The sequence below is a fragment of the Undibacterium sp. Ji22W genome, from assembly GCF_049340305.1.
Lineage (GTDB): Bacteria > Pseudomonadota > Gammaproteobacteria > Burkholderiales > Burkholderiaceae_D > Undibacterium.
On the sequence record NZ_JBMPOU010000003.1, the window covers coordinates 894,477 to 915,208 of the forward strand.

Genomic DNA, 20,732 nt, shown 5'->3' on the forward strand with positions numbered 1-20,732 from the left:
ATAAAACATGCAAATTTTTTGCATGTGTTTAGAGTGAGCTGAAGAAACAATGAGTTCACATGTTTAACCCCATCCTCTACTGAGCATGCTTGTGTAAGCAAACTTTGGCGTCAGCAAGATGGTATCTGGAGTGATAAAAATGGATTTGATCCAAACATTAGAGCAAGAAGAAATTGCTCGCTTAGCTAAAAATATCCCTGTGTTCGCGCCTGGTGATACAGTCGTTGTTAACGTTAATGTCGTTGAAGGCACTCGTAAGCGTGCACAGGCGTACGAAGGCGTTGTTATTTCCCGTCGTAACCGTGGTTTGAATTCGAACTTCATCGTTCGTAAAATCTCTTCCGGTGAAGGCGTTGAACGTACATTCCAATTGTACTCACCATTGATCGCTTCTATTGAAGTGAAACGTCGTGGTGATGTACGTCGCGCTAAGTTGTACTACTTGCGTGAACGTTCAGGTAAATCTGCTCGTATTAAAGAGAAATTACCAAACCGCAAAGCTGCAGCTGTTTAATTACAGTAATGTCTGTTTTGTGAGTCTTAAAAAAGGGGTGCCAGTGGCATCCCTTTTTTGCTTTTACCCACCTTTATTGTCCTGACTATTGTGACTACCAGCTTTAATCCTCAGTTGTTGGCAATTCATTCTTACGCAGATGAGCCGGCTTTGTCATTGGCTAGAATTTCCACGGATTTTTTGCGCCTTCGTTTTCAGCAAGATATCCTCTGGTCGCCTGAAAACACAGAAGAATCCAGTTTATATAAAGGTGATGTATTTAAACCGGCTTCGGTATTGGTGCCAATTATTGCGCGCCCGCATGGATTGCAAGTCTTGCTGACTCAAAGAGCGGCGCACTTGCATCACCATGCTGGTCAAATTAGCTTTCCTGGCGGTAGGAGGGATGCGACCGATACTTCTGCGGAGCACACAGCTTTACGGGAGGCGCAAGAGGAAATAGGCTTGGCTGAGCGTCAGGTTGAAGTATTAGGACGCTTGCCTCAGTACTATACGGGTACCGGATTTGCAGTGATGCCGGTGGTGGCACTGGTGCATCCTCCCTATGAATTTATTTCTGATCCCTTTGAAGTCGCATCGATTTTTGAAGTGCCTCTGAGTTTTCTGATGGATCCACGTCACCACCAGCGCCGTCAGATTGATTTTCCAGATGGACGTGGCTCACGCAGCTTTTATGCGATGCCTTATCAGGAATATTTTATCTGGGGTGCCACTGCGGGTATGCTGCGTAATTTATTCCATTTTTTACGCGCTGATCTGCCAGAATGAGGGCGTGATCTACTTCATAAACAGCCCAAATCAGTTTACACTGGTGCTCTTTTCTAAGTCAGCCCTCAACCGGGAAGTTTGAAGACCCTCTATGACATTTCTCTCCATACTCTTCGCGCTCTTGATTGAGCAACTCAAGCCACTGAGAGTGGATAATCCCGTCTACACCCAAGTTCAGCATTTTGCCGCGAAAGTTGAAGCATGGTGTAATGCGGGTAAGGCGCACCATGGTCGCACTGGTTGGTTTATCGTCGTTGGCGCATTGACTTTGCCTACTGCCTTGGTGTATTGGTTGTGTTTGCGCTTGAACCCCTTTGCGGCATTTATCTGGAATGTCATCATCGTCTATTTGACCTTGGGTTTTCGTCGCTATAGCCACTACTTTACCTCGATCCAAATTGCTTTAAATTCGGGTGATGATGACGCCGCTCGTAAATATTTGTCAGACTGGATTAACAAAGATTGTTCCGCTATGGATGCAACTGATATTGCTCGGGCTGCGGTTGAACGTTCTCTGATCGCATCGCATCGAAATGTATTCGGCGTATTCTTCTGGTTTTTGATGCCAGTCGGGCCAGCTTGTGCGGTCATGTATCGCATGTCTGAATTCTTATCACGTGAATGGTGTGAGCCCGAACACATGCAGAATGAAGAGTTTGGTCAATTTGCGAAAAAAGTTTTTTATTGGATCGATTGGGTGCCAGCACATTTGACTGCTGTGGCATTTGCGATTGTCGGTAATTTTGAAGACTCTATTTATTCCTGGCGTAATTATGCGAGTCGCTGGACTGATGAGTTGCTAGGCATTATTTTGTCTGCCGGTGGTGGTGCAATAGGTGTGCGTCTGGGTGAGCCGGAAACTAAAGCACTGGTTGTTTTAAATGCGGATGCTAGCGCTGTCGATGTGGATAGTCTTGAACTTGAAAGTCAGCCTGGGATGGAAGCTAGTCCACGTGCTTTGCAAAGTGCGGTTGGTTTGGTTTGGCGTGCCTTATTGCTGTGGATGTTGTTGCTTTTGTTGTTATCCTTTGCAGTTTGGTTGTAAATTTATTAAGCGTTAGGCACAATGAAAAAGCCCACTTTTATTTGAAGTGGGCTTTTTTGTTTTTGTGCTTTTGATCTTAAGCACTTGTGTTGATTGTGCCGCCGGTAATTTCTCCGCGAGTATTTGGTACGGGAGTTGGTTTTGGCTCTGACGCAGGTTTGGCTACTTGCTTGGTTTCTTCTGTGTCGCGTGCTGCCTTGATCTCGGTCGTTTTATTAACAGCATCATTGACTTTATTCTTGGGAGCAAATGATTTCAACTCTTCATTTCTATTGGAAAAGACTTGGTCTCTTGCAGCAGTTGAAGTGATTGGTGCGGTTGCCATGATAGTTCCTGACTAAAGATGTTTTACTTTCGTAATGCTCACAATGAAGAATAGATGAGTTTTGATGATTCTTCAAGACGGATTGTGAAAGTTTATTATGGGCTTAAATGAATCTAAGTTTATGTAGCAGCAGGCGTCGTTGTTGTCGCAGGACTTTGTTGAAATCATGCAAGTGCAAAAGCGGGCGAAAAAAAACGCTGTTTGGTATAAACAGCGTTTTTTATGAATCAGAGGGCGATTAGTTGCGAACTACGCGCTTGTATTCATTTGTACGAGTATCAATTTCGATAACGTCATCTTGGCTCACGAATAATGGCACTTGCACAGTATGGCAATGCGCTTCGATGGCGTTCTCGATTTTCGCTTCTTTCAAAACGTTACCGGAAGTGTTGCCTTTAACTGCGGGCTCAGAGTAAATAACCAAACGAGCGATAGTTGTTGGCAATTCTACAGAGATTGCTTTGCCATCGTAGAACACCGCTTCGCATTCCATGCCGTCTTTCAGGTAATGCAATGCATCGCCCAAGTTTTCTTCTTCGATTTCGTATTGATTGTATTCTGTGTCCATGAATACGTACAAAGGATCTGCGAAGTAAGAGTAAGTTACTGGCTTTTTATCCAATACCACGACGTCAAATTTGTCGTCGCCACGGAACACGTTTTCCAATGGGCTGTTGGTCAACAAGTTTTTCATTTTCCACTTGTAAGTGAAGCCAGTACGGCTAGAACCGTTGACGTCAGAACGCAGAACGATCATTGGTTTGCTGTCGACCATAATAATGTTGCCAACGCGAATTTCTTTTGCAGGTTTCATAGTAATTGATATAAAAAGTAGGTTGCTTAAAAATCATCTGTTGCCTACTGGAATATTAAAAATATTGCCCTGCAAGCTCAGCTTTGATTGAATCGAAAAATACATTAAAAATTAACCGCATATTTTAACCTATTTTCAGGGGCTTTTATCGTTTCGCGTTGATGAAGCTCAATAAATTCGATGTCATGTCGCCAATGTCTTGCATTTGCTGCCGCCAGAGTGCACTTTGTCCTCGTATGTCTGGTAAATCCCGACGTAAGTCTGTCCATAATCCGAGCCAATCAGGGGTGGAGGAAGCATCGTTCCAAGCTAGCGAGAAGGCCTGACTGGCGGCACTAGAGGCAGTATGTCGCTCCAAGAATGCACGTAATTTTTTGTGATGTAGACTCTCATCTTGCGGATAGATGTGCCAGATAAAGGCTTTTTGTGCCCATTGTGCACGTACAAAAGAATCCTCACCTCTTACGAAGTTCAGATCACAACTCCATAACAACTTATCGTAGTCGTGTTGCGGCACAAATGGAATGATCCGTACACTTAAATTACCGCGCATTGCTTGCGCACCTGGTTTGGCTTCTTGTTGCAAGAATTTTTCGATGACCTCTTTTGCTACGCCAACCGGCACCAGACAGGTAATCGCTTCTGCACCACTCTTCCATGTTTCAAAAATCTGTTCGACAGGCGCATGGGGATAACAGAATAGGGAAATCGTGAACGTATCTAACTCTTTCGCACTGACACCTAAGCTAGTTAAGAATGCGCTCCGAGTTTGCGTAACTTGATTAAATTCAAGATGCTCTTGTGCTAAATTTTTCTCGCGTAAAAGCCCGCCTGTTTTCGGCGTAAAACCCGGGAAGAAAAAATATTTCGTCAGCGGGTATTGTGGATGTGAAGATGGCAAAGTATGGCAGCCCTCAACCCATTCTTCTGCGCTTAAACCTTCTAGATTAATCCAGGCTGGTGGAGGTTGGCATCGCGCCATGGTGGCGATATAGGCCGGTGGAATATCGCAACCAAAAAATTCAATAACGATGTTGGCAATATCATTGACGTCAAATTGACCGTCTTGATCTCGCCAATGTCGGATGCGTATATTGTGGATGTCTTGTTGCTCTGCCTTGATGTCTATTTCAGGGCAGATTTTTTTGAAGCTGACTAAATCATCTACCCATAAGGTGACCGTTATCTGATGCTCTTGTTCGAGTTGCCGTGCAAGGCGCCAGCAGATGCCTATATCACCGAAGTTATCGACAACTTTACAGAACAGGGCGAGGCTGGTAGTGACGCTTTTGAGATGGTTCATGGACTAGAAAATACGACTGAAAATTCAGTCAATAAAAAAATAGAAATAGACTTATAAGATTAACGGAAATTATTTTTCCACTCGCGCAAAGCGCCAAAATTGGTCGCTTCGTCTTGTCCAGCTAAGATTTTTCCAGTACTCACTAAACGTTCTACTATTGCCGAAACCCGTGTACGCAGGAACGGATTGGTTTCAATTTCTAATCCAATAGTCGTTGGCACGGTCGGCACATTGTGTGATCGTTTCTCTTGTTCACGTATCATACGCTCTTGCAATACGGTGCTTCCTGGCTCAACTTCGAGGGCAAATTTTAAATTGGATAAAGTATATTCGTGTGCACAATAAACAGCGGTAGCGGCAGGCAATCCGGCTAACCGATCGAGTGAGTTGAGCATTTGTGCCGGTGTGCCTTCAAACAGACGTCCGCAACCGCCAGCAAAAAGCGTATCGCCGCAAAAGACCGCCGCGAGGGTTTCAGAATAATAGGCTATATGCCCAAATGTGTGACCCGGTACAGCAATGACCGTGAATGTTAAATCCAGACTGTCGATGGTGATTTGATCTTCATCATCTAAAGGAATGGTCACCGCCCCAATGCCATCATGAGCTGGGCCGTAAACCGGTACTTGAAAATGTGTGAGTAGTTCTGCAACACCACCAATATGATCGCTATGATGATGTGTAAGTAAGATAGCCTTGAGACTTAAATTGTGTTGCCCAAGTGCCTGTAAAATAACGGTTGCATCGCCAGGGTCGACGACGATGGCGTCCCTACCATTGTGAATTAACCATAGATAATTGTCGTCAAACGCAGGTACAGTCAATATACTAAGGGCTTGCTTGGTGACTTGCTGATTCATAGTAGCTTATCCTGATTTTTTAGAGAAATGAATGAAGTGGACGCATCAAATTCTACGCAATCTGCCATTATAGACTTAGGTGATTGGCTCATGCAGCCGGCCGGAACTTATATCTGTGCATGGGAACAGGCGCAGTTCGATCTGTTGACGGCGGATATTTTTGGTTTTCATGCAGTGCAAATTGGTTTGCCACAATTGCCGGCCTTGACTGCGAGCAGAATGCCACACCAATGGCAGACGGCGCATCAGGTACCAGCAATGAATGCGGCACTGCGTCAGCAAGTGGTGCTAGTACATGATTTTGCAGAATTGCCATTTGATTCACAGAGCATTGATTTAGTAATCTTGCCGCATGTGCTGGAATTTGCGAAAGAGCCACATCAAATCCTGCGTGAAGTCGATAGAATTTTGATTCCCGAAGGCCGGGTAATCATTAGTGGACTGAATCGCGCTAGTTTGTGGGGGGCGCGGCAAATGATGGGGAGATTAGCGCACAGACCTTTTTTGCCGGAAGAAGGTGAATTTATCAGTGCATATCGCCTAAAGGATTGGCTGAAATTATTGAGTATGGAAGTGAGTCAAACGCGCTTTGGTTGCTACGCAATGCCAGTCGATAATGCGCAATGGTTAGAAAATTCCAACTTGATGGACAAACTGGGACAACGCTGGTGGCCACGACTTGGCGCGGTGTATATGATAGAAGCGATCAAAAGAGTCAGAGGCATGCATTTAATCGGCCCTGCTTTAAAACAAAAACGTGTACGACAAGCGAACGCGGTACCTGTCGCGAACAAGATAAAAGAACATGGACAAAATTAAGATTTATACCGATGGTGCTTGCAAAGGAAATCCTGGTAGAGGCGGTTGGGGAGCCTTACTGATCGCGGGACATCGCGAGAAAGAATTATTCGGCGGCGAAGCCGAAACCACAAATAATCGTATGGAGTTGATGGCGGTGATTCAGGCGCTCGGTGCATTGAAGCGTCCGTGTGAAATTGCGCTGCATACCGATAGTCAATACGTACTCAAAGGGATTACTGAATGGATAGACGGATGGAAAGCAAAAGGCTGGAAAACGGCGTCAAAATCACCCGTAAAAAATGTCGATTTGTGGCAACAATTAGACGCGGCACGTAATTTGCACACCATTGAGTGGATCTGGGTGCGAGGTCATGCGGGTGACGCAGGGAATGAACGCGCTGATCAATTGGCAAATCGCGGTGTCGAGACCGTGAATTAGCGTCTGACTTCCCCAGCCTATGTTGTTCGCTGGCGAGCCTAATTAGTGTGTTCAGTATCAGGCGTGAAATATATTATTTGTCAAAAGCGCAGTTTGAATAGAAATCGATGTAGAGAAATTGGTGTCCTTGGCATGAATGCCGCGCTGAAGTTGATTCTATTTTTGGAGACAAATGCATGTGTCGATTTCACCGGTCACGGTTCAAAAACAATCTGCCCTTTCGAGCATGCGTAATTTTTCTTTTCTCGCTGGCTTCTCTCATTTTCTTAACTAATTCAGCGCAAGCAGCTACGCCAGGCAATCGTGCCGAAAATACCCCTAATCCCTTTGTCGGCGCACCTTTCATAAATAATTTTGATGCCAAAGTGTATAAGGCACATGGGCAAAATTGGGTGACGGTGCAAGATCGTCGTGGCGTTCTCTACTTTGGCAATTCGAACGGCATACTTGAATTTGACGGACAGCGTTGGCAAGCTGTCGCGATCACTGGCAACCCCATGGTACGTTCGCTCGCAGTGGCCAGTGACGGGACTATTTTTTATGGCTCGGTTGGTGACTTTGGTTATTTGCGCGCCACCGATACTGGTCAAGTCACGGCTGTTTCTTTACGCGATAAATTGCCGAAAGACGAAGGAGTCTTCAATGACGTCTGGCAGATAGAAAATACTAAACAAGGCGTCGTGTTTTTGACTCGTGGTCGGATTTTCCGTTTCGATCAAGGGCAACTTACTGCGATTTCTGGGCGTTTTGCATCTTCGCAAGCAGCGGTCATCAATGGTACTTTAATTTTCGCTGATATTGATCGCGGCATTAGCTTGCTTGACGGTGATAAAGTCGTTCCAATCCCGCAATTAGCAGGTGTTTTTAATCGCAAACGAATAATGATGGCGGCATTTGGTGCACATGAACTCTTAGTGGGACGTCTCGCTGGAAACTTCTGTTTAATTGATCTCGCCCCTCTGTGGAATGCAACGAAGCGGTCTTACGATGTGAATCGTACGGCAAACAATCTGGTGCGTCCTATGCCCACGGAGATTGATGCTTTGCTCAATGAAAATAATATGTTTTTGTATAAGGTAATGCCCATAGATGGCAATACCTTCGCTATCAGCACTGTGAAGGCGGGCATTATGATCTTAGATCGTACTGGCAAGGTTTTGCGGTCGATTAATAAGAACACCGGTTTGATGGATAACACAGTCGCAGGTATCATGCTGGATCGCCATAAGAACTTGTGGGCGGCAACAAACTCCGGTATTTCCCATATTGAACTGAGTGTGCCGCAGATGTTATTTGGCGCAAAAAATGGATTGGAAGGCACTGTAATTACGGTCGCCTACTATCAAGATCGGTTTTATGTCAGTACCTTTCAAGATATCTATTCACAATCTGCGTTTAAATACAGCCTCAAACATGACGTCCCACAATTTATTCCTTTGCGTGAAGGTACAAGTGAAATCTGGCAATTTATGGAAGTTAGTGGCGACTTGATGGCAGCCTCTGGCCGCGGTTTATACCGGATACGTGGTGATCGTGCTGAATACATCAATGAGTCGTCAGGGAATGCGTATTGTCTCGGTACGACGCCACGTTGGCCTGATCATTTATTTGTCGGATTAATGGGGGGGCGTTGAAATTTTTAAGCGCCATGATGGACAGTGGCAGCGCATCGCGCGAATGGATGGCGTCAAAGATAATATTCGTCGTATTACCACCGATGTGAATGGCGATTTGTGGCTCAATACCGAGGTGCAGGGACTGCTTCGGGTGCACTTTGAAGGCGACAAAATTAATCAGGTAAAAACCCACAGAATAGGCTTGGAACATGGCTTGCCAGATTTGACTGCGGGTCGCACCATCGCCTTTGGTAAGGACCTGATGCTAGTGACGCCAAAAGGGATCAAGTCAGCTCAAATAGCCCCATGGCAAGAGGGCGACACGGATGCGACGCGATTCACATCCGATGCACGTTTTGGATCGCAATTTAGCAATGGTTCATTGGAAGTGAGCGATCTGATTGACGATCACGTTGGTGGGGTTTACTTGAAGACTTCCGATGGCATATTTGCCGTGCGTAGAAAGAATCTTAAGGATAAACCTGGCAAGTCAGAGGATCAATCGGCAGTACCTTATACCTTCGATGGAAACGCATTCAGAGGCGCAACTTCTGCTGATGATGGCCTGTTTGCGCACCCCCAAGGCGGTGTCTGGATGCCCAGTGAGGTGTTAACGCGAGTAGAACCAGACGCAAAGAAAAATTATACGCAAGATTTTCTGGCCTTGATTCGTCGAGTTACAACAAATGGCAAGCATGTGATTTTTTCCGGTAGTTTTGCAGAACACGGAAGTGGTATCCAGAATGCAGCAACGGTGTTCCAAACTCAGCAGAATAAGTCGCAGATATTGCAATTGCCGTACGAACAAAATGCCTTAATATTTGAATTTTCTGCCCCCTTTTTTGAAAAACCGGGCACTTTGCGCTTTCAATATCAGCTTTCGGGTTTCGACAGTCAATGGAGTGAGTGGGATAGTGCCACTGCCAAGGAATACACCAACATTCCAGAAGGACAATATCGGTTTAAAGTAAGAGCAAAAAATATCTATGGAGTGCAGACGCCGGAAGCGATTTATGCCTTTCAAATTCTTCCACCTTGGTACCGTAGTTGGTGGGCATATATGCTCTGGATCGCTTTAGCTGCATTTCTGATCTGGTGTATTGCGCATTTCTATTCTTTGCGATTAAAGCGTGAAAAACTTCGTTTGGAAGAATTGGTCGCTGAACGTACCCAACAATTGCGCGAGGCTTCTTTGACCGATCCATTAACTGGATTGCGCAATCGACGCTTTCTATCAGAGGTATTGCAAAACGATGTACAAGCTTTTATTAGCTACAAAAATTATGTGCTGCAAGCTTCCATCAATCGCGCCAGTATGACGGGGCGAGAAGTCTTTGCGCTCTACTTACTCGATATGGATCATTTCAAGCAAATCAATGATACGTATGGGCATGAAGCGGGTGATATGTTACTAAAACAATTCTCGCAAATATTAAATGAGGCAGTGCGCAAAGATGACGTTGTTGTCCGTTTGGGTGGAGAAGAATTTTTGGTGGTCTTAAAGAAAACGGATCCAGACTATATTCATCACTTTGCGCAGAAATTATTGAAGAAAGTTGCTGATACCGAGTTTGATTTGGGTGCCGGAGTACGCATCCATAAAACTTGCTCGATAGGCTATACCGTATTTCCGTTTTATGCAGAATTTCCTGCACTCGTTAGTTTTGAACAAAATGTGATGCTAAGTGATATGGCGATGTATTACGCCAAACATCATGGTAGAAATCAGGCGGTGTTCATGTCCGCGACTGCCAAAGTGCCTGCGAGCGATGAGGCGATCCGCCACATGGTTTCATCCTTCGAATTTGCCTCGAAACAAGCCTATGTCACGATCGAACAAGTGCGTCAAAAAAACGAAGAAGCGGCCAGCTAGATTAAAAGAGAACCTCGTAAACAAAAAATAAATGCCGCATATCGATGCGGCATTTATTTTTTAATTGATATCACCGGTGGTTGATATCGTCGCCTCTATTAGCGCATACCCGCAATGATGCCTTCCAACTTAATCGTGTCTGCACAAAACAGACGAATTCCTTCGGCCAATTTTTCGGTCGCCATGGCATCTTCGTTCAACATGAAACGGAAGGATTTTTCGTCGATACTCAACTTCGCCATATCAGATGCCATTGCCGCTTCATGATTCAGCTTAGGTGGTACTTTGCCATCGGCTTCACTGAGTTTTTGCAATAGATCTGGGCTGATGGTGAGCAAATCACAGCCGGCCAATTCTAAAATTTGTGAGGTATTGCGGAAGCTAGCGCCCATGATTTCCGTGCTGTAACCGAACTTACGGTAGTAGTTATAAATGCGTTTTACCGATAACACGCCTGGATCTTCAGCACCGTAAATTTCTTGCCCGGTTTGTTTTTTAAACCAATCATATATACGACCTACAAATGGGGAAATTAACTGCGCGCCAGCTTCTGCGCAGGCGGCTGCCTGAGCCAAGCTAAACAGTAAAGTCATGTTGCAGCGTATGCCTTCTTTTTCTAAAATTTCTGCGGCCCGAATGCCTTCCCAGGTGGACGCAATTTTGATTAAGACACGTTCGCGCGGAATGCCTGCTGCCTCGTATAAGGCAATCAATTGACGGCCTTTTGCGACGGTCGCTTCCGTGTCAAACGACAGCCGTGCATCCGTTTCAGTGGAAACGCGACCAGGCACGATCTCTAAAATTTTCATGCCAAAACTAATCAACAATTGATCAATAATGTGATCAGTAGATTTGCCGGCGTTCTGTGCCACTGCTTGTGCAAGCAGTGGTTGATATTCGGGTTTCTGCACTGCTTTCAAAATCAGAGAAGGATTGGTGGTCGCATCACGCGGCGTGTAGGCCTGCATGGATTGAAAATCGCCGGTGTCAGCAACTACGGTTGTGTATTGTTTCAGTTGTTCGAGTTGGTTCATGATGGTCGAGAAATGAGGTTAGCAAAAGTAAGCAAAAAATTTAGTTGGACAAGACTTGAATTTGCGCAGTGCCAGCGACGATCTCGCCTATCACTGCAGCATCTTGAAAATCACTCTTATGAAATATTTCCAATACTTGCGCAAGTGCTTCAGGTGCGCAGGCAACTAAAAGTCCGCCGGAAGTTTGTGGATCGGTTAATAAAGCTTGTGTAATGGCATCTTCATGGCTAAAACGCACGTCCTCACCATAGGCAGCGAAATTGCGGGCAGATGCGCCCGTGATGCAGCCTGCTGCTGCCAGTTCTTTGACTTGCGGTAGAAATGGGATATCAGCGACGCGCAGCGTGGCACCAACTTGTGCACCACGGCAGATTTCTAATAAATGTCCAAGCAAACCAAATCCAGTTACGTCCGTCATTGCGTGCACAGCATCGAGTTGTGATAGCGCCTGACCTGGCTTGTTGAGTTTGGTGGTATTGGCAATCATGCTGGCATAGCCATCAGCATCCAATTTTTGCTTCTTTAAGGCAGCAGAGAGAACACCCACACCTAGCGCTTTACCCAATACTAATTGGTCGCCAACGCGTGCACTGGAATTGCGTTTAACCTTAGACGGATGGATCAAGCCCATCACGACTAAGCCATAGATCGGCTCGACTGAATCAATGCTATGACCGCCAGCAATCGGAATACCGGCTTCGCGGCAAATACTTTCACCACCTTCAATGATCCTGCCGATGACATCGAGAGGAATTTGATTGATAGGCATACCAACCAAAGCCAGTGCCATAATCGGTGTGCCGCCCATTGCATATACGTCGGAGATCGCATTGGTCGCAGCGATACGGCCAAAATCATATGGATCGTCAACGATGGGCATGAAGAAGTCTGTCGTGGCGATTAAGGCTTGCTCGTCATTGAGCTTGTAAACTGCGGCGTCATCCGAGGTTTCAATGCCTACCATCAGTGCAGCAGGAACGGGGAAGCCAGTGGATTTTTTGAGTATCTCAGCTAAGACACCAGGCGCAATTTTGCAGCCACACCCACCACCATGGGAAAACGAAGTCAATCGAATGGGGCTTGTATTAGTGCTAATGTCGGTGCCGGTGCTATCGTTCATGAATGTGTCTGACAGTTGGTTGTGAATGGATGATTATAGAATACTGCCGAGAAGCTGGAAGCCTAATTTGAGCTATTGGCTTCGTTAGTCCTCGATGCAAATAAAAACAGGTTGAGCAATTTTTGACATGAAATCTGCTAATGCAATTGTAAAAATTTCAAATACCAATAATTTTGTGTAGGCTTATGGCTTATCACTTATGACTAAAAAGATTTGTCATCTCAAGTTTGCTATGCATTAATAGTGCTGTTTGTTTTTTATTCGTTTGCATTTCAAAATAAATGCTGATTTAATGTGGAATCGTTTCCAATTGTATTTTGGGGAAGACCATAGCTCGCTAAAAATTAGCGAAGCATAGGCAAAAGCCAAGCAAGAGCAGTGAATAACAATTTAAGAAGATGGGAGAGCCACTTATGCATCAAACTATGACGACTACTGAGATCTTTTTATTGGCAATGCTGCTAATTTTCACCATACCTTATCTGATATGGCGAGTTTGCAAAACCGATTATTATGCGCCACTAGTTGTCGTTCAAATTATTACTGGTATTTTGTTGGGGCCTGGCGTCTTAGGTGCTGCTTTTCCAGAATACTATCAATTCGTTTTTAACCCCGCTGTCATTCAATCTTTAAATGGTATTGCGTGGTGGGCAGTGATGATTTTTGTGATGATCGCCGGTATCGAGCTGGATCTGGCTAAGGCATGGGAGCACCGCTTCGAAAGTGGTGTTACTGCTGGCTTGGCTTTGGCAATGCCGCTGATTTTTGGTTCAGCGGTAGCGCTTGGAATGTTGGGTTTTGCTGGGTGGATAGGGGCGGGCGCGCAGAGTTGGCAATTTGTTCTGGGCGTGGGGATGGCGTGCGCCGTTACCGCTTTGCCGATTCTAATTCTGTTGATGGAGAAATTAGAAATTTTGCGTCAGCCTATCGGACAACGCATCTTACGTTACGCCAGCGTAGACGATATTGCAATTTGGGGCGTTTTGGCTTTGATCATGTTGGATTGGGACAGGGTCACACGTCAAATTGGATTTTTGCTGGTGTTTGCGGTGGTGACGATCTTTTATCGACGCATTATGGTCTGGCTGCAAGAACGCGATCGCTGGTACGTTGGTTTGATTTGGTTAGCTGCTTGTAGCTTTGGCGCTGATTGGGCCGGTTTGCATTTTATGGTAGGTGCCTTCTTGGCAGGTGCAGTGATGGATGCGCATTGGTTTAATCAAGAGAAAATGGATTTGATGCGCCATCATGTGTTGTTGGCGATTATGCCGGTGTTCTTTTTAAGTACCGGTTTGCGCACCAACTGGGCGATGGGAGGATCTGTCGTTTTTATTGTCGCAGCAGTGCTCTTGGTGGCATCGGTCAGCGGTAAAATAATTGGCGTGCAACTCGCAGGAAAAATTTTGAAGTGGGAAAAAGGCGAGGCGAGCATTATTGGCTGGCTGTTGCAAACTAAGGCCTTAATTATGATCATCTTCGTGAATATTTTGCTCGATAAAAGAATCATTACCAGTGAAACTTTTACCGCGCTATTGCTCATGGCGATTGCGAGCACGATGTTGACGGTACCTATTGTTGCGCCGAAATTGCAGCGCATGAAAGAGATCATTTTCCGATCCAAATAGACCAAAAAAAGGGAAGTGGTTCCCCCCCACTTAATCTGGCGCCATGATGATGGTGTTGGTGGCACGGCTTGATCATCGCGCCGATTGTCGAATAAGAGGATAGCCATAAAAAAAGCGACCTAAACAGGTCGCTTTTTTAATTCTAATCAGCTATAGCATTGAAATTAACGATCGCCGAAACTACGACGATTGCCATTCGCGTCACCAAAACGTGATTTTGCAGCACCGCCGCCGAAACCGCCACCTTCACTGCGTGGAGCAGCGTTTGGCTTGCTGAAACTACGTTGAGCTGGCTTGCTGCTATTGCCGAAACTATTGCCTGTCGTGCGCTTGTCACCTGGTTTCCAGCCACTTGCTTTACGTGCTGGTGCACGTGCTGCCATAGCGGTTTTCTTAGGTTCAAAACCTTCGATGACATCGACAGGGATCAATTGTTTAGTAAAGCGTTCGATGCGCTTTACGTTCATGCTTTCTGCATGATTCACCAAGGATACTGCTAAGCCTTTACGACCAGCACGACCAGTACGGCCGATACGATGTACGTAATCTTCTGGGAACTTCGGCAAATCGTAGTTGAATACGTGCGTAATGCCAGGAACGTCGATACCGCGTGCAGCGACATCAGTTGCTACTAAAACGCGCACTTGACCGCGACGCAGGGAATCTAAAGTACGGTTACGTGCACCTTGATGCATGTCGCCATGCAAAGCTGCCGCAGCGAAACCAGCGATATTTAAACGATCCGCAATCGTATCTGCATCACGTTTAGTCGCTGTAAATACTACGGCTTGATCCAAAGATTCATCACGCAACAGATGATCGAGTAAACGGTTCTTGTGGGATAAGTCATCAACGAAATGTACTTTTTGTTGAATGTTTTCGTGTTTAGTTGCAGAGCCAGCGATTTGAATAACCATTGGGTCTTTTGTGATGCGACGGGCCATGCTACCAACGACACCATCCAAGGTGGCGGAGAACAACATGGTTTGACGTGTTTCTGGTGTCGCTGCAACGATTTTTTCGATATCGTCGATAAAGCCCATATCCAACATGCGATCTGCTTCGTCTAATACCAAAATTTCTAATTCTGAAAAATCAATCTTTCCAGATTCCATATGATCGATCAAACGACCTGGTGTCGCCACCAAGATTTCTGGATTGCGGGACAAGAGTTGCATTTGTTTTGGGTAAGGCATACCACCCAAAATGGAGACTGCTTTGACGCGACGTGAGTAGGCGCTATATTTATCAGTTGCAGTTGTTACTTGCAAAGCCAATTCGCGTGTTGGTGTCAATACCAACATTTTTGGCTTTGCTGCTTGAAAACGTGGACGATCGCCACGGGCACGAGCTGCCTGACGTTCTTGATTCGGTGTTTTAGCGGAGGCGTTAACATCCATTACTTCTGCTGCTGCAGCAAACTTGTGCAATGCAGGTAACATAAAGGCGGCAGTTTTTCCTGAGCCTGTTTGTGATGACACCAGTAAGTCACGACCTGCGATAGCGGCAGGAACTGCTTGTTCCTGAACTGCTGTTGGTGTTGTATAGCCAGTATCAGCAATAGCGCGCAGAATGGACGTGTGGAGGCCTAGTGATTCAAAAGTCATTTAATCTATCTTTCGTTGTAATTCAAATAGCTTATTGAAACGCCCATTGCATTGCACAGCTTTCGGCTATGCAGCAGATGATCGCGTTTTGAATACGCTCTGAATAAATTAGCGCTAAGCTAAAACCTAGCGCGCTAAAAAGCAGCGTCAACCAAACGAAATGAACAAAGAAAACCAGTACCAAGATGGTACGAATGAGGTATACGATGAAATTTCGGCACAAAAGCTTTGCGCCGGGACGATGTCTATGTGTGTAACCAGACATACAGGGCGGGAGGGCTTTACATTGCTGTATCAATAACTCACGATACGCAAGGGCTACGGTGCTACCTACTACTTAAACTTGCAAAGCAAGATTTATATTGCAGTGCAAAAACGAGACTATACAGCATATTTCGGCTTCACGCATCTAAAAACTCTTTGGGTTTAAATTTACGCAAGGAAAACCCAATTTGATTTGTTAATTTATTTTTAGCCTGCTTGATAGGGAAAGAAATGAGCGAAAATAAGCGAAATTTACTTTTTTTATCAATTTCGATGGTGTTTTGAGAGATATGACAACGCTTAGAATTCGCTTTGATCAGTTTTATACATGGTTTGCAATCGTACTTATCGGTTGCTTGGCCACGCACAGCAGCCGAGCCGATACGCTGAGTGTTGCAGTGGCAGCGAATGTACAGTTTGCATTTAATGACCTGAAAGAAGAATTTAAGAAACAAACCGGCCATGACTTAAAAGGGGTATTTAATTCGTCGGGTAAATTTGTGAGTCAAATTGCCAACGGCGCACCGTTTGATGTGTTTATGTCGGCAGATATGGATTTTCCTAATCATCTTCATCAACAAGGCTTCAGTGCGAGCGTACCTAAAATTTATGCCTATGGCTCTTTGGTGTTGTGGACGACCAAGAACTTGGATTTGCAGTCATGGCAACGCTTGTTGCGAAGTGAAAAAATCCAGAAAATTGCAGTCGCGAATCCAAAGACTGCGCCCTATGGCAAGGAAACAATTCGTGCACTCAAGTTTTATAAATTAGATGCGGCCATAGAGTCGCGATTGGTCTATGCAGAAAGTATTTCACAAGTGAATCAATATGTTCACTCAGGCGTGGTTGACCTAGGGTTTACCGCAAAATCGGTGGTTGTATCCGCTGAGATGCAAGGCAGGGGACTGTGGATAGAATTGCCCGTCGATAGCTATACACCGATCGCACAAGGCGTCATTGTTCTTAAGCACGGACTTGAAAACGCGCCGCAAGCGAGCCAGCAATTCTATGACTTCTTATCGAGCGCGAAAGCCAAAGCTATTTTGCAAAAAAATGGATATGCCGTACCGTGAATAAATTACCTGGAAAAATTATTAGCGTAGAAACTGAAGGTAGCATTGCACTGATTGAAGTTGCTGTCGGCGAACTTCGATTGAGTGCAACTTTGATGGGTACAGCTGAGGATTTTTTGGCGTGGGAAATGAATCAAGAAGTTGATTTGGTTTTCAATGAAATGGAAGTTGCTATCGCAAAAAGCTTGTCGGGTCAGATCAGCTTGCGTAATCGTTTGCCAGGAAAAGTCGTTGGCTTGGAAATTGGTAAAGTGTTGGCGCGCGTTGTATTTATAGTTGACCACACTTACCTACTTAGTGCCGTTATTACACGTCGATCTGCGCTTAAATTGGAACTACGTTTGGGCGATGAAATTGAAGGACTGGTGAAGTCCAACGAAATGAACTTGATTCGATCAGGAGTCCTATGAATCTCGTTGAATATGACTTGCAGCCGCTCTGGCTCAGTTTTAAACTGGCCTCAATGACGACCACGATTTTGTTCGTTATCGGATTGCCGATCGCCTACTACTTAGCATTTTCGACGAGCCGTATCAAACCAATGTGGGAGGCATTGATCAGTATGCCTTTGGTGCTGCCACCTTCAGTGTTGGGTTTCTATTTATTAATAGCTTTCAATCCGCAATCTGGTTTCGGAGCATGGCTGCTTGCACATTTCGATCTGCGCCTCAGTTTTAGTTTCCTCGGTATTTTGTTCGGCTCTATTATTTTTAGTCTGCCATTTATGGTCCAGGCACTCCAAGCTGGATTACAAAGTTTACCACTAGAATTACGCGAGGCGGCTTACACCTTGGGGCAGACAAGAATGCAGACTTTGCGCAGGGTTCTTTTGCCAAATATGAAGTCTTCCATATTAAGTGGATTGGTTCTGAGTTTTGCCCATACCTTGGGCGAATTTGGTGTCGTGTTGATGATAGGTGGGAATATCCCCGGTGTCACTAAAGTTGCATCGATAGCGATTTATGATGAGGTCGAAAGTCTGCATTATGCAAACGCACATTTTTATTCACTGGTACTAGTTCTGTTAAGTTTTCTCATCTTGATCGCGGTGTATTTAAGTAAGCGACAATTTCCGGAGAAAAATTCATGAAGAACGTGGCATCCTTCGATGTGCAGGTTCAAAAAAAGCTGAGTGGAACCCAAGGAAATTTTGAGTTGGATCTGGCATTTCAATCTGAGGCAGGCGACTCGATAGCCTTCTTCGGACCTTCTGGCGTAGGCAAAACTAGCGTGTTGCGGATGTTGGCAGGTCTGGCATCGCCCGATCATGGGCGTATCGTATTTGATGATCAAGTTTGGTTCGATTCTCTGCTTGGCATAAATCTGCCAACACGCGCCCGCGCTATCGGCATGGTCTTTCAAAATTATGCTTTATTTCCGCATTTGAATGTGCGAGACAATGTCGCGTTTGCAGTAGATAAGAACGAAAACGCCTGGATTGAACATTTGTTGGAAATGAGTGATTTACAAAATCTACGATTTCAGGCAATTCAACAATTGTCCGGTGGTCAGAAGCAAAGAGTCGCCCTAGCCAGAGCACTCGCGCGTAAGCCAAAATTGCTGTTGCTGGATGAGCCCTTATCCGCATTAGATCAACATGTACGCATGCAGATGCAAGATCATTTATTGATGATGCATAGAGAGTTCGGTTTTACGATGATGTTGGTAAGTCACGATTTGGCTGAAGTCTTCAAGCTTACACAAAAAGTCATACAGCTTGATGCTGGTGCTGTTGTGCGTAGTGGCAGTCCTCAGCAGGTATTTTTGCAGCAAACCACGCAAGGAAAATTGCATTTGCAGGCGCAGGTTTTGGCAATTCGCTCAGAAGAGATTGTGTATATTCTCTCGCTGTTGGTGGGGCAAGAAATTATCGAAATAATTGCTTCACATGAAGATGTAAAAAGGCTGAAAGTTGGTGACAAGATTGCGATCTCGACCAAAGCTTTCAGCCCGCAAATTACGCGACTAAATCCAATTAATTAGGTTAGTCCTTCACTCATTCGAGTGCTTAGTCAGGCGTCAAGCCCATGACATGAGAGAAACCGCCGTCAACATATGTGATTTCACCAGTAATACCACTGGCTAAAGGCGACAATAAGAATGCTGCAGTATTGCCAACTTCTTCAATGGTGACATTGCGGCGCAGCGGTGCATGTTCGGCAACGAAGCCCAGCAAAGTACCGAAATCTTTAATGCCACTCGCCGCCAGTGTTTTGATCGGGCCAGCAGAAATACCATTGACACGAATACCTTTTTTACCCAAATTTTCAGCTAGGTAACGCACGCTTGCTTCCAATGAAGCTTTCGCTAGCCCCATAGTATTGTAGTAAGGAATTGCGCGGATGGCACCCAAATAGGACAGTGTGAGCAAAGATGAATTTTCATTCATCATAGGCAATGCAGCTTTCGCCAACGCTGGAAAGCTATATGCAGAAATATCGTGAGCTATACGGAATGCTTCACGTGAAAAACCATCTAAAAAGTCGCCTGCAATTGCTTCGCGTGGGGCAAAACCAATTGCATGTACAACGCCATCTAGTTTTTCCCATGATTTTGCCAAGTCAGCAAATACAGCATCAATCTGTTCGTCGCTGCTGACGTCGCAATCAAACACCAGTTCGCTATTGAATTCTTTTGCGAACTCGGTAATGCGATCTTTGAAGCGCTCTCCAACGTAGGTGAATGCTAGTTCAGCGCCTTCGCGATGGCATGCTTGTGCGATGCCATAGGCGATAGAACGGTTTGACAATAAACCAGTAATGAGAATTTTCTTGCCTTGCAAAAATGCCATATCAACTCCAGGTGTTAGCGCATATCAATGATTTTCCTTTGTCTGCACAAAAAGGCGAGGATCCCGCCATATCACGATTACGCTAAGGTTTTTTAGACGAATGTTACTGCGCTGATTAAAGTGAATAGCAATCTTAAAATGACATAGCATTCCATCGATTTTGAATACTTCAAAATTGCGCAATACTTATGTAATTCAAGCGAATGATTCAAATTTATCAAGACGCAGAATTTACTGACAGGTCGGAATTGTAGTTGCTCGGAACGGATAGGGCAAATAATAACTAAGGCGGAGGTAATTCGGCTTAGTTATTCTTGCTCTAAATAAAATGATTAGATTGCCATGTTTTAATGAAAAGTGATTGATTTTTGGGCATGGAAATCACGTTTTTGTTGCAGAACTGCTTTAATTTGCTGATCTTTGTCGCTACTTTCTCGGATAACTTGACACTTTCCAAGTATTTCCCATTAGAATCGTTGCCTCAAGAAAAGAAGTTAAATATATTGGAATTGAAATTTGGAACGATTTGCAAATTTCGTGATGAAAAAATTTAATTTTTTTAAATGATTTTGTTTTTACTTGTGATTAAATAGATCATGTAAAGATGAAGGGAATGTCTTCGTGGTAATTTAATGTTGCAAAGCAGCATAGAAGCAACTTCCATTCATTGCTTTACTTGTGTCAAAATAGACGCTGTTTTTCGCAAAGATTTTAAAAAAACATTGCTTTGTTGGAAGTGATTTTAAGGAATGGTTTAAATTGCTTCAGCAAAGCAGCCGCTTCAATTTTCGATATATCTTCAAGATATGTTTGAATTTGACGATTGTAGTAAAGGTAGGCTATGCAGTCGTCTGAAGGTG

20 protein-coding genes are annotated in these 20,732 nt (G+C 44.8%); 12 read left to right on the top strand and 8 right to left on the bottom strand.

The window, feature by feature from the left end; all coding sequences use genetic code 11:
- Positions 1-139: 139 nt before the first annotated feature.
- The 3 genes from rplS (at position 140) to ACO0KW_RS16415 (ending at position 2,327) form a co-directional block, all read left to right on the top strand.
- Positions 140-514, top strand: coding sequence for a 50S ribosomal protein L19 (gene rplS, locus ACO0KW_RS16405; RefSeq protein WP_315483658.1), 375 nt, complete (start codon positions 140-142; stop codon positions 512-514).
- A 57-nt stretch (positions 515-571) separates the two neighbouring features.
- Positions 572-1,282: a CoA pyrophosphatase gene (locus ACO0KW_RS16410; RefSeq protein ID WP_423054392.1), complete on the top strand. Its 711-nt coding sequence runs from the start codon at positions 572-574 to the stop codon at positions 1,280-1,282.
- Between the two features lie 91 nt (positions 1,283-1,373).
- Positions 1,374-2,327 carry a CobD/CbiB family protein gene (locus tag ACO0KW_RS16415; protein ID WP_423054393.1) on the top strand — a complete coding sequence of 318 codons (954 nt, stop codon included), beginning with the start codon at positions 1,374-1,376 and terminating at the stop codon, positions 2,325-2,327.
- Between the two features lie 76 nt (positions 2,328-2,403).
- Here ACO0KW_RS16415 and ACO0KW_RS16420 read toward each other — a convergent pair whose 3' ends face one another.
- The 4 genes from ACO0KW_RS16420 to gloB form a co-directional block, all read right to left on the bottom strand.
- The gene (locus tag ACO0KW_RS16420; RefSeq protein ID WP_423054395.1) at positions 2,404-2,652 is read right to left on the bottom strand and encodes a hypothetical protein; all 249 of its coding nucleotides are present in this window, start codon (positions 2,650-2,652) and stop codon (positions 2,404-2,406) included.
- A 238-nt stretch (positions 2,653-2,890) separates the two neighbouring features.
- Entirely contained in the window at positions 2,891-3,466 is a 576-nt protein-coding gene (locus ACO0KW_RS16425; RefSeq protein WP_186890291.1) for an elongation factor P, read from the bottom strand.
- A gap of 145 nt (positions 3,467-3,611) precedes the next feature.
- Positions 3,612-4,769 carry an elongation factor P maturation arginine rhamnosyltransferase EarP gene (earP, locus tag ACO0KW_RS16430; protein WP_423054398.1) on the bottom strand — a complete coding sequence of 386 codons (1,158 nt, stop codon included), beginning with the start codon at positions 4,767-4,769 and terminating at the stop codon, positions 3,612-3,614.
- 59 nt (positions 4,770-4,828) lie between these two features.
- On the bottom strand, positions 4,829-5,629 hold the full coding sequence (gene gloB, locus ACO0KW_RS16435; protein ID WP_423054399.1) for a hydroxyacylglutathione hydrolase: 801 nt from the start codon (positions 5,627-5,629) through the stop codon (positions 4,829-4,831).
- 27 nt (positions 5,630-5,656) lie between these two features.
- Here gloB and ACO0KW_RS16440 point away from each other — a divergent pair, with 27 nt between their 5' ends.
- The 4 genes from ACO0KW_RS16440 (at position 5,657) to ACO0KW_RS16455 (ending at position 10,358) form a co-directional block, all read left to right on the top strand.
- Positions 5,657-6,448 carry a class I SAM-dependent methyltransferase gene (locus ACO0KW_RS16440; protein WP_423054400.1) on the top strand — a complete coding sequence of 264 codons (792 nt, stop codon included), beginning with the start codon at positions 5,657-5,659 and terminating at the stop codon, positions 6,446-6,448.
- Positions 6,435-6,869 carry a ribonuclease HI gene (gene rnhA / locus ACO0KW_RS16445; protein ID WP_423054401.1) on the top strand — a complete coding sequence of 145 codons (435 nt, stop codon included), beginning with the start codon at positions 6,435-6,437 and terminating at the stop codon, positions 6,867-6,869. The genes ACO0KW_RS16440 and rnhA overlap by 14 nt, the downstream gene beginning before the upstream one ends.
- Before the next feature lie 176 nt (positions 6,870-7,045).
- Positions 7,046-8,503, top strand: a complete 1,458-nt coding sequence (locus ACO0KW_RS16450; RefSeq protein ID WP_423054402.1) for a hypothetical protein — start codon at positions 7,046-7,048, stop codon at positions 8,501-8,503.
- A gap of 43 nt (positions 8,504-8,546) precedes the next feature.
- A complete protein-coding gene (locus ACO0KW_RS16455; protein ID WP_423054403.1) occupies positions 8,547-10,358 on the top strand; it encodes a diguanylate cyclase in 1,812 nt (603 codons plus the stop codon).
- A 98-nt stretch (positions 10,359-10,456) separates the two neighbouring features.
- Here ACO0KW_RS16455 and tal read toward each other — a convergent pair whose 3' ends face one another.
- Positions 10,457-11,392, bottom strand: a complete 936-nt coding sequence (gene tal / locus ACO0KW_RS16460) for a transaldolase (RefSeq protein ID WP_423054404.1) — start codon at positions 11,390-11,392, stop codon at positions 10,457-10,459.
- Positions 11,393-11,432: 40 nt separating this feature from the next.
- Positions 11,433-12,512, bottom strand: a complete 1,080-nt coding sequence (gene selD, locus ACO0KW_RS16465; protein ID WP_423054405.1) for a selenide, water dikinase SelD — start codon at positions 12,510-12,512, stop codon at positions 11,433-11,435.
- 413 nt (positions 12,513-12,925) lie between these two features.
- On the opposite strand from selD, the gene ACO0KW_RS16470 reads away from it, so the two are divergent.
- The gene (locus ACO0KW_RS16470) at positions 12,926-14,137 is read left to right on the top strand and encodes a cation:proton antiporter (protein WP_423054406.1); all 1,212 of its coding nucleotides are present in this window, start codon (positions 12,926-12,928) and stop codon (positions 14,135-14,137) included.
- A 164-nt stretch (positions 14,138-14,301) separates the two neighbouring features.
- On the opposite strand, the gene ACO0KW_RS16475 is transcribed toward ACO0KW_RS16470, so the two are convergent.
- A complete protein-coding gene (locus ACO0KW_RS16475; RefSeq protein ID WP_423054407.1) occupies positions 14,302-15,744 on the bottom strand; it encodes a DEAD/DEAH box helicase in 1,443 nt (480 codons plus the stop codon).
- Positions 15,745-16,298: 554 nt separating this feature from the next.
- On the opposite strand from ACO0KW_RS16475, the gene modA reads away from it, so the two are divergent.
- The 4 genes from modA to ACO0KW_RS16495 are packed head-to-tail and all read left to right on the top strand — an operon-like array spanning position 16,299 to position 19,064.
- On the top strand, positions 16,299-17,081 hold the full coding sequence (gene modA, locus ACO0KW_RS16480) for a molybdate ABC transporter substrate-binding protein (RefSeq protein WP_423054408.1): 783 nt from the start codon (positions 16,299-16,301) through the stop codon (positions 17,079-17,081).
- The gene (locus tag ACO0KW_RS16485; protein WP_423054409.1) at positions 17,078-17,491 is read left to right on the top strand and encodes a TOBE domain-containing protein; all 414 of its coding nucleotides are present in this window, start codon (positions 17,078-17,080) and stop codon (positions 17,489-17,491) included. Before modA ends, ACO0KW_RS16485 begins: the two co-directional genes overlap by 4 nt.
- A complete protein-coding gene (modB, locus tag ACO0KW_RS16490; RefSeq protein WP_423054410.1) occupies positions 17,488-18,171 on the top strand; it encodes a molybdate ABC transporter permease subunit in 684 nt (227 codons plus the stop codon). Before ACO0KW_RS16485 ends, modB begins: the two co-directional genes overlap by 4 nt.
- Positions 18,168-19,064: an ATP-binding cassette domain-containing protein gene (locus ACO0KW_RS16495; protein WP_423054411.1), complete on the top strand. Its 897-nt coding sequence runs from the start codon at positions 18,168-18,170 to the stop codon at positions 19,062-19,064. The genes modB and ACO0KW_RS16495 overlap by 4 nt, the downstream gene beginning before the upstream one ends.
- A 25-nt stretch (positions 19,065-19,089) precedes the next feature.
- Here the strand turns inward: ACO0KW_RS16495 and fabI are convergent, their stop codons facing one another.
- Complete coding sequence (gene fabI, locus ACO0KW_RS16500; protein ID WP_423054412.1) at positions 19,090-19,872, bottom strand: enoyl-ACP reductase FabI; 783 nt, start codon at positions 19,870-19,872, stop codon at positions 19,090-19,092.
- Between the last annotated feature and the right edge of the window lie 860 nt (positions 19,873-20,732).

What these genes read in the sequence shown, in the direction of transcription:
- ACO0KW_RS16425 (WP_186890291.1), bottom strand. Translation starts at nt 3,466, where the DNA reads ATGAAACCTGCAAAAGAAATTCGCGTTGGCAACATTATTATGGTCGAC.
- tal (WP_423054404.1), bottom strand. Translation starts at nt 11,392, where the DNA reads ATGAACCAACTCGAACAACTGAAACAATACACAACCGTAGTTGCTGAC.
- earP (WP_423054398.1), bottom strand. Translation starts at nt 4,769, where the DNA reads ATGAACCATCTCAAAAGCGTCACTACCAGCCTCGCCCTGTTCTGTAAA.
- modA (WP_423054408.1), top strand. Translation starts at nt 16,299, where the DNA reads ATGACAACGCTTAGAATTCGCTTTGATCAGTTTTATACATGGTTTGCA.
- modB (WP_423054410.1), top strand. Translation starts at nt 17,488, where the DNA reads ATGAATCTCGTTGAATATGACTTGCAGCCGCTCTGGCTCAGTTTTAAA.
- ACO0KW_RS16415 (WP_423054393.1), top strand. Translation starts at nt 1,374, where the DNA reads ATGACATTTCTCTCCATACTCTTCGCGCTCTTGATTGAGCAACTCAAG.
- gloB (WP_423054399.1), bottom strand. Translation starts at nt 5,629, where the DNA reads ATGAATCAGCAAGTCACCAAGCAAGCCCTTAGTATATTGACTGTACCT.
- fabI (WP_423054412.1), bottom strand. Translation starts at nt 19,872, where the DNA reads ATGGCATTTTTGCAAGGCAAGAAAATTCTCATTACTGGTTTATTGTCA.
- ACO0KW_RS16470 (WP_423054406.1), top strand. Translation starts at nt 12,926, where the DNA reads ATGCATCAAACTATGACGACTACTGAGATCTTTTTATTGGCAATGCTG.
- rplS (WP_315483658.1), top strand. Translation starts at nt 140, where the DNA reads ATGGATTTGATCCAAACATTAGAGCAAGAAGAAATTGCTCGCTTAGCT.
- ACO0KW_RS16455 (WP_423054403.1), top strand. Translation starts at nt 8,547, where the DNA reads ATGGATGGCGTCAAAGATAATATTCGTCGTATTACCACCGATGTGAAT.
- ACO0KW_RS16440 (WP_423054400.1), top strand. Translation starts at nt 5,657, where the DNA reads ATGAATGAAGTGGACGCATCAAATTCTACGCAATCTGCCATTATAGAC.
- ACO0KW_RS16495 (WP_423054411.1), top strand. Translation starts at nt 18,168, where the DNA reads ATGAAGAACGTGGCATCCTTCGATGTGCAGGTTCAAAAAAAGCTGAGT.
- ACO0KW_RS16420 (WP_423054395.1), bottom strand. Translation starts at nt 2,652, where the DNA reads ATGGCAACCGCACCAATCACTTCAACTGCTGCAAGAGACCAAGTCTTT.
- selD (WP_423054405.1), bottom strand. Translation starts at nt 12,512, where the DNA reads ATGAACGATAGCACCGGCACCGACATTAGCACTAATACAAGCCCCATT.
- rnhA (WP_423054401.1), top strand. Translation starts at nt 6,435, where the DNA reads ATGGACAAAATTAAGATTTATACCGATGGTGCTTGCAAAGGAAATCCT.
- ACO0KW_RS16450 (WP_423054402.1), top strand. Translation starts at nt 7,046, where the DNA reads ATGTGTCGATTTCACCGGTCACGGTTCAAAAACAATCTGCCCTTTCGA.
- ACO0KW_RS16475 (WP_423054407.1), bottom strand. Translation starts at nt 15,744, where the DNA reads ATGACTTTTGAATCACTAGGCCTCCACACGTCCATTCTGCGCGCTATT.